Here is a 15,605-nt window from a genome sequence, read left to right as displayed (position 1 = left end):
CAGCCCGGCGCCAGTCGATCTGCCCGGCTGCCTGAAGGCGCTCCAGCAAAGCCCGGTGCAAGGCAGCCCAGACACCGGCCTCCTGCCAGTCCCGGAGCCTGCGCCAGCAACTCATCCCAGAGCCGCACCCCATCTCAGAAGGCAGCATCTCCCAGGGCAGGCCGGACCGCAGCACGAACAGAATGCCGGTCAGCGCCGCCCTGTCGGGCAGCCGCGGCCGCCCACCCTTGGGCTTGGGCCGCTCACGCGGCAGAAGCGGCTCGATCGCCGCCCAGAGATCATCCGGAACCAGGGGCTTCGCCATGCCCCGCAAAACGCTCACCAGCAGGTTTCGTTAGGTGCTCTAAGTAGGCGCATGGTCGGGCAGGAGTTCAGGCCCGTAAAGACCGTAAACACGCCGTTGAAGCGTAATTGGCGTAAAGCGACCGTAAAGCTACAAAAAAGCATTCAGTGTGGATCACACGGCGCGGCACCAACTGCTGCACAAATCTGCACACCAGGGCATAATACCACCTTTGGAGGGGAACCCCATGGCCGCTGCAGCATCCAGTCGAGTTTGGGCCTCCCTCACGAAAGAGGAGGCCGAGGAGGTCAACAAGGCAGCCGACACGCGGGGCGTAAGGTCGTCCGAGCTGGTCCGGATGGCGGTCCTATTCTTTATTCGGCAGGCCCCTGTAGGGACCGCCGCCACCGTCTCGGGCGCAATAATCCCGGGCCGGCTGGAGGCGCTGGTCGAGATCCTTGGCCGGCATGTGGAGGCCATTGGCAAGGCCGTCCCGACCATGGAGGATGCCTGGGAGGAGCATGAAGCTGTTCGCGGATCGCTCCGGGATATTGCCCAGGCTGTAGGCACTCTGGCCGGGTCCATCGAACCTCCGCACAGTGGTCCAACCGGCGGGCCGTTCTGAGACGCTGGACCCCCAGTGCTCAGCGTCAAGCGCATCGGTGGCGGCCGGAGCGGGCTGAACCTCTCAGCCGCGGCCGACTACTACGAGGGGGAGGCCCGGAAGGCTCTGCCCGATCAGGCTGACCCCTCCAGGGCCGCCGACGAATACCTCATGGCCGATGCCTTGGCGTCGCTGGCCACCTGGTGGAGCCCGTCCAACAGCCTAGCGCCGGATGTGAAGCCGATCGTCCCCGGGCAACTCCGGCAGATGCTGGATGGCAAAGGGCTGGACGGCGAGGCGCTTGTCCAAGCCGCCGCCCGGAACAGCCGGGTCGGGGGCTGGGATCTCACGTTCAGCGCCCCGAAGGCTGTAGGGGTCCTCTACGCCACCGCCTCGCCCGAGATCCGCCGGGGGATCGCGGATGACATGGTGGCCTCCGCCCGGGCCGGTCTCCGCGCCCTCCATGACCGCGGAGTGTTTGAGACCCGGCGTGGTTCTGGCGGAGAGACACGCGAACGGGTGCGGGACGTGGCTGTCGGCATCTTCCCGCAGTTCACGAGCCGGGCCGGCGACCCCCAAACCCACGCACACGGTGTCCTAAGCAACATCGGCCTCCGGACGGATGGCTCCACCGGAGCCCTGGATCCGCAGAAGCTCTACCCGTGGAAGACCTACGGGGGTGCCATCTTTCGCGCCGAGCTGGCCAACCGACTGGCCCAGCGTGGCGTCGCGATCCAGGAGGACGGGCAAGCCTTCACCGTCGCTGGGGTACCGCCTGAACTCATCGCCGTCTGGTCCAAGCGACGCGTCGCCATCCTCGATGCCCTGGACACCGTGCGGGCCAACCTGGAGCGGGCAGGTGAGCAGGAGCGCGCCGCTGCCACCGCCCCAGGGGTCCGGCAGGGACCACTCCGCGACGCGCCGACGGCCGACCCCAACGAAGCCAGAGGCAAGCGCCTCCGGCTGTTGAAGGAGGAGATCACCCGGAGCACCCGGCGCGCCAAGGGCACAGTCCCCGAGGACGGCAAGCTGGAGGCCCGCTGGGTCAGGGAGATGGAGGAGCTTGGCCTCACCCGGGAAAAGGTCTGGGAGGCCGTACGCAGGGCCGCAGCGCGCCACCAGCGTCCCGAGCAGCGCGCGGCCGACGCGGCGCTCACCGAGGCCCTGGAGCGGTCTGCCGTCGTCAAAGACCGCACCCTCCGCCGCATGATCGCGGAGGCGTCCCAGACGCGCGGTGGCGGCGCGGAGGGCGCCCACGCCGAGTACGATCACCTCATCGCCGACAAGCGCCTCGTGGCCCTGGAGCCAAACCAGCGCGGCGAGATGGTCTTCACCACGCACGAGACACTGGAGCGCGAGCGCCGGATGCTGCTGGACGCGATGGAGCGCCGGGACAAGGGCAGCCACATCCGCAAGGCCGACGCCGAGGTCGCCATTGCCGCCCGCCCCAGGCTATCGCCTGAGCAGGAGCAGGCCGTCCGACACACCGCCCGCGGCGACGGCGTGGTGGTGGTGGAAGGCGTCGAGGGCGCTGGCAAGAGCTTTACCTTGGCCGCCGTGGTGGACGCCGCCCGGCGCAGCGGCGCGGAGCCGATCGGCCTTGCCGGGTCCTGGACCGCGGCGGACGTGGTGCGGCAGGAAGCGGCGCTTCCCGGCTCCCGCGCGCTGCAGGGCTTTGTCAAAGACCTCGACGCAGGGCGATTCGCCTTGCAGCCGCGGTCCGTCCTGATCGTGGACGAAGCTGGCATGGCCGGCTCGCGCGATGTCGCATCACTGCTATTTCACGCGTGCGACAAGGGTGCGCAGGTTATTCTGGTTGGTGACCGCCGCCAGCTCGCCAGCGTTGAGCCGGGCGCGCCGTTCTTCGCCCTGGCGGATACGTTGGGTGTTGCCCGCATGGAAGATGTGCGCCGGCAGACCACGCCATGGATTAAGAAGGCGAGCCAAGCCTTCGCTGCGGGCGACAGCGTGGAAGGATTGACGCGCTACGACGCGAAGGGCCGCATCCGCTGGGGCCGGGATGCGGCCCACACCGTGCAGCGCGTGGCCGACGCCTGGGAGAAAAACCGCCAGCAGAACCCCGAGGCAACCCGGCTGGTGCTGGCCGCGCGCAACACGGACGTACACGCCCTCAATCGCGAGATCCGCAGCCGGATGTTGGCCGCCGGGGAACTCGGCGCCGATGCCATCACTGTTCGAACCATCCACGCCGGAGGGCGTCGCGGCATGCAGGGCGAGTTGCGGGAGATCGAGCTGCGCGCGGGTGACCGTCTGGCGCTGGGTGCGACGTTGACGAAGACCGGCCGCAACGGGCTAGCAAACGATGTCGCGACGCTGCAGGGCTTCACGCCTGGCGCCGACCCCACGCTCACCATCCGGCTCGACCGTACGAAGCAGACGCTATCCCTCCGCTTGTCCGAGATCGCCCCTCCGGCAGGGAAGGGTCAGGAACAGCCCTCGCCGGTCCTTCAGCACGCTTTTGCCCACTCGATTCACAAGGCGAAGGGCTGGACGGCAGACTTCGCTATCATTCACGCGGGGGTTGGCCTCGATGCCTCCCGCGCCTGCGTGGCGCTCACCTGCCACCGGGAGGACGCGGTGATCGTGGCCGATGCTGGAGCCCTCGCGCAGCGCTTGGCGCCTGATGGTGAGAAGCCAAAACAGGGGGCCGTTCGGATGGCTTTCCTGCGGAGCGCCAAGGCGGCCTCCGAAGGGCTGAACGCGTCCGACTACGTTGTCGACAGGGACACATGGTTGCGTACGGGTGATCCCAGGAAGCTGCCCGACACCGCACAGGAGACACAGATGCAGGCCATCATCCGGATTGCCGCGCAGGACGCGGCACGGGTGAGGCGCCTGGTGCGGTGGCGGCCGGAGAAGATCCGCGCACCAAAGAAGCCGGCGCCAACGTCAACACAGGCCTGGGCGCCCGACGCGCCGCAGGAGCAGCAGGCCCTCAGCAGCGGGCCAAGGATGTCAGAGGTGCCCGCGACCGAGCGCTTGGCGCGCGTCTATGCCGCGAAGGTGTCGCGCGGCGGGATGGGCTTCACCGATGCCGTGGAAGCGCTGGTGTCGGCCGACCGGCGCGAGGCAGAACGCGCGCTCGAGTATTACTGGAACCCGGTGCACCCGATCGCCATCCCGAAAGGCGGACGGCGGCCGGCCGATCCCGCGGTTTGGATGAAGGAAAAGCGGAACGAGAAGATCCTCCCTGACCGTCAACCGGTCGGGGGGGCGATGCCAGAACTCCTCACCCCCGAGGACCTCGCCACCCTCCGAGGCATCGGCGGCGAGCGAGCCGTCGATGCGATCCGCCTCCGCGGCCTCGAGCGGGAAGGGGAGGGGCCTGTTGTGATGCGCGTGGTCGACTACTGCGCTGTCCTCCGCCACGCGCAGCGCGCCGAGGAGGAGCGCGTCATCGCCGGCTTCTTTCGCCACGAGGGCAAGTCAGCGTCGCAGGTCCGCGCTTGGCTCGATGACCAAGTCGGCAACCGCCGCGATCCCTCCGTGATACCCAACCGTCAGCTCGGCGACGCCGTCGCCCGCATCCAGGCGCTCCGGGCGCACGAGGCGCGGATCCACGAGGCGATCCGGGACGGAACCCTCCTGGCCGACAGCACGATCCGCGCCCGCGATCCCGACGGCATGACAACCGTCGAGCGTGGGGAACACCTCGCCGCCGGTGCCTCAGCGTCCCGCTTGACGGCGGCGCTGCCGGCGGAGCTCTTCGGCGGCCGCCAGCACCCCGCCGGCGACGTCGCCGCTTATCTCCGCGTACTCCGGCGCCTCCTGGGCCCTGGGTCGGCGGCCGAGCAGGCGGCGCCCGGTTCCCCCGCCGCCGTCCTCGACAGCGCCCTCCTCCGGCTCCGCGCCGAGGGCAGGGAGGACCGGATCACCCGCTCCACCCCGCTGCGGCTCGCGATGCCCGGCTCATCCGCGTGGCGGGAAGCCATCCTCGCGGCCCGCTCCGTCGTGGTCGCCGGGACCGGGGGCCGCCTTCCCTCTCCCGACCCGTCCGCGACGCTCCGGAGCCTCGCCGCCCGGGGCGTTGCCGATGAGCAGAATGCCGTACCGGACCGCTCCCGCGACGCTCCGGAAGCCGCCGCGGTCCTGGTGCCGGCGGAGCCTGCCCCGCCGCAGGCCAAGGGCCCGACGCCGCGGGCATCACGGCTTTCGGGTTCTGCTCGCTGAGCACCGACAACGGGGGCCTGGCCCGCGGCCGCCTCCACTTCCATGCCGAAGGACTGTCATTGTGAAAAAGCCCGGACCGTGCGGAACATGCTCGCACTGGCGCGCGACCGGCGACGCCGTGCCCCCCTCGTTCAGCGACTATGTCGCGGCGAAGAACCGGGGCCAGGCCGATCGCGGCCTCCCGCCGATCCCCGACTTCAGGGCCGACGAACTGCGGGCCCGCCACGTCCCGGGCCGGCTCGGTCTCTGCGAACGACGTCTTCATTCGCGCGGCAGAGAGCGGCGTCAGCCCGTGATGCTCGAGCACGACGGATGCGGCGAACACACACCACGTCCTGCTCCACCGCAGCTTCCGGCCGGCTGCTTCGAATGCAGGTTCTTCGCCGCGGTCCCCGACGCCGACACCTCCTCCCTGCCGACCGGTGTCCAGGTCGGTCGCTGCATCGCCTACGCCCCGCTGCGCGACGGCTCGCCCTGGCATCCGCACCCTGCCGAGACGCTCTACAAGTTCCCCCGCACGCAAAGCGACTGGCGCTGCGGAGATGGCGTCAGCGTAGCCTACGAGGAGGACGACATCTGACGCTGCATTCGATCCTTCTCGACAAGAAGTGTGCTTTAGCACCGAACAGAAACCCCTCTGAAACCCGCTGGAAGGGACTGACCTCCCAAGTAGCTGAGGCTGGAGGGTTCATTTCGCGTTTCTGGAAGGCTTGCTTACGCGGAGACTCTCGCGGTGCCCGACCGCGTTCCGAGTTCCCCTCTGCCTGCCGGCTTGGTGGTGGATGATGTCGAATTCGGCTCCAACCTAATCAGCAGCACGGCCCAGCCAGCGCAGACCTTCGGAGGATGCCCTACCTGCACCAGCAGGCCGGTTTAGGGCCACTCTGGAGCTTACCCGTCCGGCGCAGAGTTCATTCTTATGGAAGCAACAACGTTTCATCGATCGCTGCTCGAGAGGGGAGTAAGCAAGAAGGTTCCCTGAGGTGCCTTCGCGCGCCGCGGGCGGGTGCCGGGTCCGGTCCGTGGGCCGGCCCGGCACCCGCCGCCGCCGGCGCATCTGAAAGCCACCCATCGAATGAAGATCAAGAAGTGCGCCTGGCAAGTGCCAGGCGTGACCACCCGCGTTCTCGCAAATAGCGGTGCAAACGGACCCAGCGGCTCGTCGCGGCCCGGCTGGATAAGGGATCAGCGCCCATCGCGGGTCCCTGCGCCGCCCTGCCCTGCTCGGGCGGAGGCTGCGGCATGAGCCCGCCGCATACTCGTGCTCCCCGCCGCAGGGGCCCCGACGACCGACTCACCGCCCTCTGCTCGCTCGTGCTGCTGCTCCAGCGGGAAACCAACAGGGCTGGCGCCCTGGAGAGGAGGGCAGAGAGCCTGGGCGACCTGGGTACAGCCGGGCGGCACCACGCCCGGCAGGTGGAGCTGGTGCAGCGACGTCACCAGCTCATCGACCAGCTGTGCCGCCTGCCGGCCACCACCCCTGCCACGCGCCGCGCCAAGTCGGCCGCGCTCATGACGCTGGTGACGGTCGATGAGAGGGGCTTCCCCGAGGAAGCGGACGACCTTCCGCTCTGGTCGGCCTTGAGGGACTTGGCGGCCGACTGGAGCGATCCTACCGATCCCGCCTCCCCGGCGGGAGCGCGGTAGCCGGGCGGGCTGAAGGAGCCCACGGGCTCCTTCAGCCCTTCCCTCCGCTCTGCCGGGCGGCGGGCACCTTGAGAACGGCCGCGACGATCTCGTGGGGGTCGAGCTTGAGGGCAGCGGCGTAGTCCAGCACCTCCTCGAGGTCGAGGCGCCGCTCCCCTTGCTCCACCTTGGAGATGAAGCTCTGGGGCTGACCCAGGCGCTCGGCCAGCTCGCCTTGCAGAAGGCCGAGGGCGAGGCGCCGGTCGCGCAGGAGTTCGCGGAGCTTCGTCGACCGGGGTGACCACCGCGTGCGCGGCATTCGGGGACCTATGAAAGAGAGGCGAAACCGATAATAGGATTGCCAATCAAACCCATGATCGGTTATGGGATGCACCGACAGCACTGATCCCGCGGAGTTCAGGCGAGCAGCGCGTCACCCGGGGTCCGCTGCGGGTGATTAGGCAAGTCGGCAAAGGAGGCGGTCAGCATTGATCATCCGTGGCTTCCTAGAGGCGATCGTCGAAACCGGCACTGAGAAGGTGATCTGGTCGTTCCATGATCCCGGCCTGCCAAGTCATGAGGGCTGCCATCTGCTGGAGAACGGCGACGAGCTCCGCGTGCTGGATGACGCGGGCGGTACCCTCTGGGAAGGGGTAGTGCGCTTCGAGCGGCTCGCCGCTTCGCCCACCTCTCGCCTGGACGGGAGCCCGTGCGGGGAGGGTGCTTTGGGTGTGTGCTTCCACGGCACGCAGGAGGGCGTGGATCCCGAGACGTGGCGCCACCTGTTCGCCGAACGCCGGCGAGCCGTTCTGCGCCGCTGCTCTGCGAACTCGAGGGACAGGGAACCGCACCCGTTCAGCGGCCCGGTCGACGGTCTGCGCGCGCGCCTCGCCGCGCTGCCGCCGGGGCGCGCCGAGGCGCTGTTCGAAGGTGCCCTCTGCCGGTGGCTTGGGTCCGGAGCCAAGGCAGAGTGGCGCGGCCTGGCTTACGCCTGGGGTTTGGGCCCTGCTGAGGCCGTGTCGCTGCTCAACTACCCGCTCACGGGGTCGGACGAGGTATCGCTGATTATCCCAGAGCGGGGAGGGGAGACGTTGCTGCCCTTTTTCTTCCCTGTTTTCGAGCGCCTCGGTTTGCTCTTCAGGCTGAACGCCGCCCTTCTGTGGGGTCTCCCGGACGCGCGGTCGCGGGCTTCCTGGCTCACGTCGGCGAACGCACGTCTCTTTGGCCTCCGTCCCCTTCACCTTCTGCACGGCGGCGAGATGGAAGGGGTCAGGCCGGCGCTGGATGCGGCGCGTGCTGACCTGGGCATGGAGGAGGCGGAGGGAGCGCCGTCGACTGAGGAACGCCGCCACTTCGCTGTCGTCGAGGAACTGGATGCGGCGCGCCGGCACAATGCGGCCCGTGTGCTGTCCTACGTGGAACGCCTGGCCGGTATCCTTCCGGCTCTGGCGAGGGAGGTTTTTGGATCACGCGACGCGGCCACGGAATGGCTCATGCGGCCTACCATAGCTTTGGCCCAGAAGCGCCCGATTGACCTGCTGGGCTCGGCCGCGGGTCGCGACCGTATCGAACGCCTGCTTCGCCGGCGTCAGTCTGGCGCGGCGGCAATGTATGACCGGGCGGCGGTCAGACGAGCAGGCGAGTAGGCGAACAGTGCGACCAACGTGGGGCGGCGCACCAAGGCAGGGCGTCTGCGTCGACCTGGACCAAGGCGACCTTGAGTGGAGGCGCTTATGACCAAGATTGTGCCTGATGGCGAGGGACCGGATAACCTGAAGCCGCTGGCAGAACAGCTCCTGGCCGAACTGCCTGTTCTCCTCGTCCGTCCCCATCCGTCGGTGCGGCTCGAGAGCATGGACGGCTCCGCTGTCCGCTGGAGCGACGAGTGCGGTATCTTCGCGGTGGAGCACGAAAGGGTCGAATACGTCTCGACGTTCCAGTTCCGCGTCGGGCGCCCGCGTCCCACGATCTGCACGGTGCTCCTGGCCTTCCCGCCCGAGGTGACCGCATGGGACCAAGCCTACTGGTTCGTGTCCGCTGATCGAGGGCTGGGTGGCAGGCAGCCTTGCGAGGCGCTCGACGACGTCGACGCCCTGGTCACCTCGGCGAGGCTGGTGGGCGCGGAGATGGTCCAGAGGTGGCAGCAGGCGGCACATATGCAGTCCCTTCACGGACGAGCGCGGGCTTGACCAGAGGTCAAGCGAGCCCCGCCTTGCAGGCTGGTGGCGGACAGCCGGCAGGAGAGGTGCGCGGCTTCCTCGCGCCCTTTTTCGAGACCGGCATGGAGGGCGTGGTCTGGTCGCTCGATGATCCCGGACGGCCGGGCTACGACAGCCTCCACCCGCTGATGGACGGGGATGAGCTCCGCGTCCTCGACGACGCGGGCGGCACGTTGCGGGAAGGCGTCGTGCGCCTGGACTGCACGACGGGTCTCCTACCGCACTGCCTGGGCGGGGAGCTGGTCCAGCAGGCGGTGCTGGGCTACTGGGTGGATGGCTTGCAGGAGGGCATGGACCCAGAGGCCTGGAGTCGCCTGTTCTTCGAGGGCCGGAGAGCCGTCCTGCGCGAGGTCGGGTGGCGGCACCTTCCTCGCGAACCGCATCCTTTCAGCGGCCCTGTCGAGGGCTTGCGCGCCCGCCTTGCCGCGCTGCCGGAGGCACGCGCGATAGAGGTGGTCAGAAATGCCCTCTACCCGTGGCTGTGCTTCCGCCTGGACGGCGAGTGGTCCGGCCTCACCCAGGGCTGGGGGCTCGGGCTGGAAGAGACCCTGGCCCTTCTCAGCCACCTGACGCCCAACGATGCCAGAGCGCGAGCCCTTCGCCCAAACGGGGACAGGGAAACGCTGCTGCCCTTCTCGCTTCCACTCCTCGAGCGCCTCGGGTTGCTGTTCGGGTTGAACGCCGCTCTTCGTTGGGATCTGCGGAACGAGGCGTCGCGCGCAGCCTGGGCCCGGGCGGCGAACGCGCGGCTCGAGGGGCGCTCTCCCCTCGACTTTCCGCTCGACAGCGAAATGGAGGGAGTGCGGCGCGTGCTGGAGGTGGCGCGCGCCTGCCTGGATAGCGAGGGACAGCAAAGGTGAGCACTTCTGACGAGGAGCGCCGGCATCGCGAAGCCGTCGCGGCGCTGGACGCCGCAGTCCAGCGCGCCGGGGTTCGTCAACTGGTCCAGCTGGAGCGCTTGGCCGGCGACGTCCTGACGCAGGCGGCGGAGGTCTTCGGCTCGAGAGAGACCGCCGCCGACTGGCTCATGCGACCTGCTATGGCACTCGACCGGCAGCGTCCGGTCGACCTGCTCGGCACGGCCGCGGGCAAGGAGCAGGTTGAGCTCCTGCTCATCCGCCTGCAGTACGGGGTCTACACATGAGCGAGCAGCTACTTGAAGGTCAGACCCGCTTGCGCGCGGCTGGCCGCTTGGACCTGCATGAGCCTGCGAGCGTCTGGCACCGCTTCCGACGAGGTCAGCAAGCGTGCGGCGCGGTGTTCACTGGTGACGCGCAAAAGGTAAGTGCGTCCTCCAGTATAGAGGCAAGGCACCAGGGCATGGTGTCCGCGTACCAGCCAGGGTGAGTGAAACCTGCAGCGGTGGAAAGGATGAGAATGGCTATACTGAGCGAGCAGATGGAGAACGACTTCAGGGATTGGGCAGAGTGGATAAAGGCGGAGGGCCCCGCCTTCTTTCTCCGCCACCATCCATCGGTGCAGATTGAAAGCCTGGGCGAAGCCGCTCCACAATGGCGCTGTGACGGTGACATCTTCGCGGTAGAGCACGAAGGGGTCGAGTACTTCCCCAAGTTCCAGTTTCGTCGTCAGCGCCCACATCCAACAATCCGTACGGTGTTGCAGGCGTTCCCGCCTGAGTTGACCTGCTGGGATCGGGCATACTGGTTTGTGTCGGATGACCCGCAGTTGGGTGGCCGAAGGCCTTACAAAATGCTTGAGGACGTCGACAGTCTTGTGGCAGCAGCGAAGTTGGAAGGATCGAAGGTCGTGGAGAGGCGCCGGCAAGTTAAACGCAATCTTGCCTTCTACGCTCAGGTGGGAGCCCGGCGTGGACTGCCGGGGTAGTACACCAGCGGCGGGACAGGAACTCGTGCGGAACCGCACGCCGTAGCTGACAGTCGGTGCGCAAGCGAATGCCCGCCATCGCCACGCTTTGCCGCAGGTTGAGCATCTCTGGGCCTCGCCTCGTACGGAGACAAAAAGGGTAAACAGGAGTGCCCACCCGGTCTCGCTTGGAGCAGCCTTATTGGCCAGGTTGCCGGTGCAAGCCGTTGACGACACAGGGGAGGGGCCCATGAAGCACCTCGTACTTGACGATCCGCCTCACAGCCTTGTCGAGGCACTAGAGCCAAAGGCGGCCCTGAACGGCCGCTCCGTGGAAGCCGAGCACCGAGCCATTCTGGAGCAAGTTCTTGGCGGGCCGAAGTCGACCTTTCAGGAAACGGCCCGGCAGCTGAGGGAGAGCACCGGCAAGATCGGTACAGAGAGCGGAGAAATAGTTCGGGAGCAGAGGGACGCTCGGCATGGACGATTTGGATGAAGCGCTCGATCGGAGGCTTGGAGTCTGATCAAGACAAGCGCGTCTGTTCGCGCCAGCTGGCCGCAGCGACACCGGGCTTCCTCCATGGAACCCTAACATGAGCACGCGATCCACCATCAGCACCGGGCAAGACCCGGACAGTGGCGATGATTTCCACCTTTGCCGGGAGATCCTCGATGACCAGGGCGGTAAAGATCGGGTGCGACTAAGACCGACGCGGGGACGTTCATGGCCTCCTGGGGCGAGTTGGACGAGGTTAATGTGGCGATGCCGCGGAAGATGGCGATTGCGCTGGGCTTGGTGCCGGCCCATGCCGCCTGATCTTGTCCGGCCTTCGATCAGGGTGGGGCAGGGGGTGGCGGTTCCGCTGGGTTGCCTCCCTGCAGGGCTCGCCTCGCCAAATTCGCCAAATACGTCACCGCGGCCTGCGCGCAGAGATGGAAGGGGTAAGTCACCAGAAATGGCGACACTGGAAGCGCCGGGCGACTTCGTGCTGGACGAGGGGAAGAGGGCTCTTCTGTCATGGCTTCCTGAGGATGTTCAACAGGCGCGGAGGAGCCTGACGGTCCAGAACAGCAGCCGGGCTGAAGGCTGCCACGTCGTCGATCGAGGAGTCAGGATCATCGAGCTGGCCGAGCACCAATGCTGAGCCACTTGGAGCCATCCGACCGCCTGCTCATGCGCCGCCGTGGCGCGCAGGAGTGGGGCATGGCTGATGGCACGATCCAGCGGCGGCTCCCGTGAAGATAAACGGGCCAGATCTCAAGGTAGAACTCATGACGAGCGACGCCATTCGGGCAGCCGTTCAGGACGATGCCTTTGCGCAGGCGCTCTATGCCGCCATGTGCAACGTGGACTGGCGAAAGGAGGGGCACGCCGCCGAGCCGTGGGGTACAAGCTGGCGCCAAGCCGGGCAGATCGTCGCCGACCTTCGAAGGAGGGGTGAAAGCTACTTGGCTTTTTACTGCTCGTGGACCGACGATCGCGATCGTGTCGACGAAGGTGTTGTGCGACCCGACGTGGCGGAAGCCCTGGCTCGCCTCGGCTGGCATCCGCAACCCATGAGCCGGTCGACAGTCGCATGACCCGATCGATCTCCGCACAGGTGGAGCAGGTTCTCGCGGGTACCTGATCCATCTGCTTCACGTCGAGCAAGCTCGCCCTCCAACTAGGCGGCCCTACCACGCCCATCACGAAGGGCGGACGAGCCGTCTCCGGGAACCCGAGCCGAGCTCGCTCAGGCAGCGGAAGACGGATGAGGAGATGCACAATGCTTGGCCTGCTGTCGCCGCTTCCGCAGAGTGAGGATGAGCCCGCCTCGCGTGTACCTCGCTCTTGGCACGATAGGAGGCGATAGTGACACCGCAGACAGCCGACAGGCTCCTCGAACAGGTGCAGGCGATGGTCCGTGAGTCGGGAGACCCGGTCGGCTTTGATGCTGCCGCCTGGCTGTCGCGATGGCTCTCGGCGCCACTGCCCGCGCTCGGTGGCGCGCGCCCGATAGACCTACTGAACACCGCGGAGGGTGAGGCCCAGGTTTCTAACATTCTGGGCCGGATGCAGAGCGGAGCCTACTCGTGACCAGCACGCTCGACCTCCGGGTTCACCACCGGCGGGTTGGCGAGGCCCACGTGCTCTTCGTGCCCGAGGGCGTTCTCGCTGCCAAAGGTGCGGGCCTCGTGGTGACGGCAAAGGATGAGATCGACGCCGTGGGCTTGTTCGAAGTGGCGCTTGCCACAGCCAGTCGGCGTGGCCGGCTGCCCGATGGAACCCGTTGGCACTTTGCCGATGTTCAGCTCCACGGGAGACTGGGGCCGGTCATCAGCATCCTCGGCGAAGCGGTCGCGCTCAGGGACGGGCCTGCTGCCTACGAGGCGGCCATCCATTGGTTCCGCAGCCAACCCCTACCAAGCTTTGGCGGTCAGACTGACGAGAGCCTTGTCAGGGCCGGTCAGACCGATGCTGTACATTCCTATCTGAAGGACCTTGCTAACAGGGGGTTCACGTAATGGCATCAGCACCCGGCCTTGAGCGCGCCTACGTTGTTGGTCAAGCCGCTGCCCAGACAAGCGCAACCAGTCCAACCGTAGTATTCTTTTGACGCCGAAGGAGGCCAGCATTGCCTACCGTCCAGCGAACCGCGGAGATTGACAGCAATCTGATTGAAGCGGCTGAGCAGGAGGGCAGTCTTCTGAACCGCTCCACGGCCGCTCAGATTGAGCACTGGATCCGGTTGGGTAGATCGTTTGAACGTACCCCTGGCGTGTCTCACGCCAGAATTCGGCAAGCCCTGGCCGGGGAGATCACCATCGACGACTTCACCGAAATAGAAGCCGAACTTTTCTTTGCCGACCTGGGCACAAGCATGCAGACGCCAGCTCAGGCCGAGCGCGACTACTACGCCTCTCTGGGCGGTACACCGGAGGCTCCGGGGATGAGCGAGGCAGAGCTCTACGGCGACACGCCCTCGCATTCTGACCAGCGGGGTACAAGCGCTGGCAAGTGAGCGCACCGGTCCTGAAGTTGCGAGGCAAATGCGGCATGGTAAGCGACATGACGAGGTCCGTCTTCCAGCATGGGCCGTGAATGTGTCGGGTCGGCGTGGAGCATGGAACTCCAGACCGACATCATGGTCCACATGAGTGCTGACACGAAGGCTGGAGGCTACCCGCAGGTAGAGGTCATGCCGGGCCAAGCCGTCGACGGAAGTGGGCAGACGAAGACAGTGCTCGCCGTTGTTCAGGCGGCTGAGCACCCGGACCTGACCAATGCCGCATTGGATCCCAGCCCTGCTCCAAGAGTTTGCGGCTCTGACATGAACCTTCTCTTGACCAAGACTGTCGCTGTGGCGTCAGGGGGGAAACGCCGGAGCCTCGCCGAAGAACCGAGGCCGCAGCGGGGGTGATCGGTGCTCTCGGGCTCAACCCGGACACCGAGCGGCCAAGTGCGCGTCGACGATGTTGGGGATGAGGATAGCTGGTGGCGCGCCAATCATCGCCCTTGAGCCGCAAGAGAATGTCCGCATACTTCAAGTCATGGAGAAAGCACCCAAAGCGCCGGTAACAATCAGCCCTGTCGCTCCCAAGCGACCTGAACTGACCTCCACGGAGGCCGTCGTCCCACGCTTTCAAAGCCTGGAAGAACTTGTGGAGGGTTACGACCGTGAGGCTGCTCGCGCTGTGCTCGGATCGTGGCTCGACTAACCTCCTGCTGGGATCGGTCGTCTTGGTTCGTAGCGATCCGCGAAGGCTGGTCTCGGCAGCTGGGCCTCCTTCGACCTCGAACAACTCGGCGCCCCGGACGGCTTGACACTGACGAACGCCCTCCGCGCGTTGGCCGAGCGGTCCGGAAACCCTGTGGGGCTGATCGTGGACGAGGCCCAGTATGCCCTCACGACGGAAGCCGGTGTGGACGCGATGTTTGCGTTGAAGGCGATGCTCGACGCGCTCGGCGCCGGGGCTGAGAGGCGGCGCCTCTCCTGGTGAGGACCGGGTCACATCGCGACAAGCTCGCCCACCTGGCACTCCGGCGCGACCAGCCCTTCTTCGGCGGCGAGGTGTCCGATCTGCCCGTCTCGGGCGAGACTTCTCCGACGCCTATACCGCTTGGCGGCATTGGCAAGTTGATGGGCGGTGGTCGGAACAACTGAGCCAGAGCAATCTGGCGGGATGACGTCAGACTGCCCCACCTACCCTGGATACCGCTTCCCAGTGGAGATCATCAGCTATGCAGTTTGGCTCTACCATGTGTTCAGCTTGAGCCTGCGGGACGTGGAGCTGATCCTGGCGGAGCGGGGCATCACCGTCACGCACGAGAGCATCCGGAATTGGTGCCGCAAGTTCGGTTCGGAGTTCGCCTACAGGCTTCGACGCCGCCGGCCGAAGCCGGGTGACACTTGGCACCTCGATGAGGTGTTTCTGCGCATCAATGGCGTGCTCCACGACCTCTGGCGGGCAGTGGGCCAGCATGGCGTAGTGCTGGACATCCTTGTTCAAGACCGGCGGAACGGAAGTGCAGCCAAGCGGTTCTTCAAGCGCCTGCTAGCCGGGCTCAAGTACAAGCCGCGCCGGTTGGTCACTGACGGGCTGAAGAGCCACGGCGTGGCCCAGCGCGAACTCCTACCCGAGGTCCGGCATCGAAGCAGCCGCTACTTGAACAACCGGGCCGAGAACTCGCACCGCCCTACCCGACGGCGGGAGCGGCAGATGCAACGGTTTAAGTCGGCTGAGCAGGCTCAGCGGTTCCTCTCGGCGCACAGCATGATCTACGGCCATTTCCGTCCTCGTCGACACCTGATGACGGCCGGCGAGTACCAGCGTGCGCGCACCAAGGCCTGTCGCAGCTGGCAGCAGGAGACCTGCG

General features: G+C 66.8%; 18 protein-coding genes. 16 read left to right on the top strand and 2 right to left on the bottom strand.

Going from position 1 to position 15,605, the window contains the following annotated elements; genetic code table 11:
- The coding region (locus BO39_RS27040) for an IS5 family transposase (RefSeq protein WP_043838881.1) at positions 1-304 on the bottom strand (304 nt) is incomplete at its 3' end.
- 226 nt (positions 305-530) lie between these two features.
- Here BO39_RS27040 and BO39_RS27035 point away from each other — a divergent pair.
- The 4 genes from BO39_RS27035 (at position 531) to BO39_RS27020 (ending at position 6,725) form a co-directional block, all read left to right on the top strand.
- A complete protein-coding gene (locus BO39_RS27035) occupies positions 531-908 on the top strand; it encodes a ribbon-helix-helix domain-containing protein (RefSeq protein WP_043839637.1) in 378 nt (125 codons plus the stop codon).
- A 15-nt stretch (positions 909-923) separates the two neighbouring features.
- On the top strand, positions 924-5,078 hold the full coding sequence (mobF, locus tag BO39_RS27030; protein ID WP_043839636.1) for a MobF family relaxase: 4,155 nt from the start codon (positions 924-926) through the stop codon (positions 5,076-5,078).
- Between the two features lie 61 nt (positions 5,079-5,139).
- Entirely contained in the window at positions 5,140-5,658 is a 519-nt protein-coding gene (locus tag BO39_RS27025) for a hypothetical protein (RefSeq protein ID WP_156963993.1), read from the top strand.
- A gap of 662 nt (positions 5,659-6,320) precedes the next feature.
- The gene (locus tag BO39_RS27020) at positions 6,321-6,725 is read left to right on the top strand and encodes a hypothetical protein (RefSeq protein ID WP_043839632.1); all 405 of its coding nucleotides are present in this window, start codon (positions 6,321-6,323) and stop codon (positions 6,723-6,725) included.
- Between the two features lie 31 nt (positions 6,726-6,756).
- Here BO39_RS27020 and BO39_RS27015 read toward each other — a convergent pair whose 3' ends face one another.
- Positions 6,757-7,023 (bottom strand): helix-turn-helix domain-containing protein, encoded by a 267-nt coding sequence (locus BO39_RS27015; RefSeq protein ID WP_043839630.1) that lies wholly within the window; start codon positions 7,021-7,023, stop codon positions 6,757-6,759.
- 169 nt (positions 7,024-7,192) lie between these two features.
- On the opposite strand from BO39_RS27015, the gene BO39_RS30585 reads away from it, so the two are divergent.
- From BO39_RS30585 to BO39_RS26965, 12 genes are all read left to right on the top strand, one after another.
- Positions 7,193-8,350, top strand: coding sequence for an MbcA/ParS/Xre antitoxin family protein (locus BO39_RS30585; RefSeq protein WP_052402886.1), 1,158 nt, complete (start codon positions 7,193-7,195; stop codon positions 8,348-8,350).
- 87 nt (positions 8,351-8,437) lie between these two features.
- Positions 8,438-8,893, top strand: a complete 456-nt coding sequence (locus BO39_RS27005; protein ID WP_043839629.1) for a hypothetical protein — start codon at positions 8,438-8,440, stop codon at positions 8,891-8,893.
- Positions 8,890-9,783: a hypothetical protein gene (locus BO39_RS27000; protein ID WP_156963992.1), complete on the top strand. Its 894-nt coding sequence runs from the start codon at positions 8,890-8,892 to the stop codon at positions 9,781-9,783. Before BO39_RS27005 ends, BO39_RS27000 begins: the two co-directional genes overlap by 4 nt.
- A complete protein-coding gene (locus tag BO39_RS26995) occupies positions 9,780-10,067 on the top strand; it encodes an antitoxin Xre/MbcA/ParS toxin-binding domain-containing protein (protein ID WP_245615434.1) in 288 nt (95 codons plus the stop codon). The genes BO39_RS27000 and BO39_RS26995 overlap by 4 nt, the downstream gene beginning before the upstream one ends.
- A gap of 254 nt (positions 10,068-10,321) precedes the next feature.
- Positions 10,322-10,768: a hypothetical protein gene (locus BO39_RS30580; protein WP_156963990.1), complete on the top strand. Its 447-nt coding sequence runs from the start codon at positions 10,322-10,324 to the stop codon at positions 10,766-10,768.
- A 229-nt stretch (positions 10,769-10,997) separates the two neighbouring features.
- Positions 10,998-11,243 carry a FitA-like ribbon-helix-helix domain-containing protein gene (locus tag BO39_RS35465; RefSeq protein ID WP_408735187.1) on the top strand — a complete coding sequence of 82 codons (246 nt, stop codon included), beginning with the start codon at positions 10,998-11,000 and terminating at the stop codon, positions 11,241-11,243.
- A gap of 776 nt (positions 11,244-12,019) precedes the next feature.
- Positions 12,020-12,328, top strand: coding sequence for a hypothetical protein (locus BO39_RS33240; protein WP_156963988.1), 309 nt, complete (start codon positions 12,020-12,022; stop codon positions 12,326-12,328).
- 316 nt (positions 12,329-12,644) lie between these two features.
- A complete protein-coding gene (locus BO39_RS26980; protein WP_084698584.1) occupies positions 12,645-12,824 on the top strand; it encodes an MbcA/ParS/Xre antitoxin family protein in 180 nt (59 codons plus the stop codon).
- Positions 12,821-13,252, top strand: a complete 432-nt coding sequence (locus tag BO39_RS30575; protein WP_052402880.1) for a hypothetical protein — start codon at positions 12,821-12,823, stop codon at positions 13,250-13,252. The genes BO39_RS26980 and BO39_RS30575 overlap by 4 nt, the downstream gene beginning before the upstream one ends.
- Before the next feature lie 110 nt (positions 13,253-13,362).
- Entirely contained in the window at positions 13,363-13,749 is a 387-nt protein-coding gene (locus BO39_RS26970; RefSeq protein ID WP_043839624.1) for a TA system antitoxin ParD family protein, read from the top strand.
- Between the two features lie 799 nt (positions 13,750-14,548).
- Positions 14,549-14,728 carry a hypothetical protein gene (locus tag BO39_RS33235; RefSeq protein ID WP_156963986.1) on the top strand — a complete coding sequence of 60 codons (180 nt, stop codon included), beginning with the start codon at positions 14,549-14,551 and terminating at the stop codon, positions 14,726-14,728.
- Between the two features lie 183 nt (positions 14,729-14,911).
- On the top strand, positions 14,912-15,605 hold a 694-nt coding region (locus BO39_RS26965; RefSeq protein ID WP_052402889.1), incomplete at its 3' end, for an IS6 family transposase.

The organism is Roseomonas aerilata DSM 19363 (genome assembly GCF_000711725.1).
Lineage (GTDB): Bacteria > Pseudomonadota > Alphaproteobacteria > Acetobacterales > Acetobacteraceae > Roseomonas > Roseomonas aerilata.
Note: the sequence above shows the minus strand (reverse complement) of the source record. Positions and strands in the feature narration are given on the sequence as shown.

Coding starts and splice junctions, on each gene's coding strand:
- BO39_RS27035 (WP_043839637.1), top strand. CDS start 531: ATGGCCGCTGCAGCATCCAGTCGAGTTTGGGCCTCCCTCACGAAAGAG.
- BO39_RS27020 (WP_043839632.1), top strand. CDS start 6,321: ATGAGCCCGCCGCATACTCGTGCTCCCCGCCGCAGGGGCCCCGACGAC.
- BO39_RS27015 (WP_043839630.1), bottom strand. CDS start 7,023: ATGCCGCGCACGCGGTGGTCACCCCGGTCGACGAAGCTCCGCGAACTC.
- BO39_RS27005 (WP_043839629.1), top strand. CDS start 8,438: ATGACCAAGATTGTGCCTGATGGCGAGGGACCGGATAACCTGAAGCCG.
- BO39_RS30580 (WP_156963990.1), top strand. CDS start 10,322: ATGGAGAACGACTTCAGGGATTGGGCAGAGTGGATAAAGGCGGAGGGC.
- BO39_RS35465 (WP_408735187.1), top strand. CDS start 10,998: ATGAAGCACCTCGTACTTGACGATCCGCCTCACAGCCTTGTCGAGGCA.
- BO39_RS33240 (WP_156963988.1), top strand. CDS start 12,020: ATGACGAGCGACGCCATTCGGGCAGCCGTTCAGGACGATGCCTTTGCG.
- BO39_RS26980 (WP_084698584.1), top strand. CDS start 12,645: ATGGTCCGTGAGTCGGGAGACCCGGTCGGCTTTGATGCTGCCGCCTGG.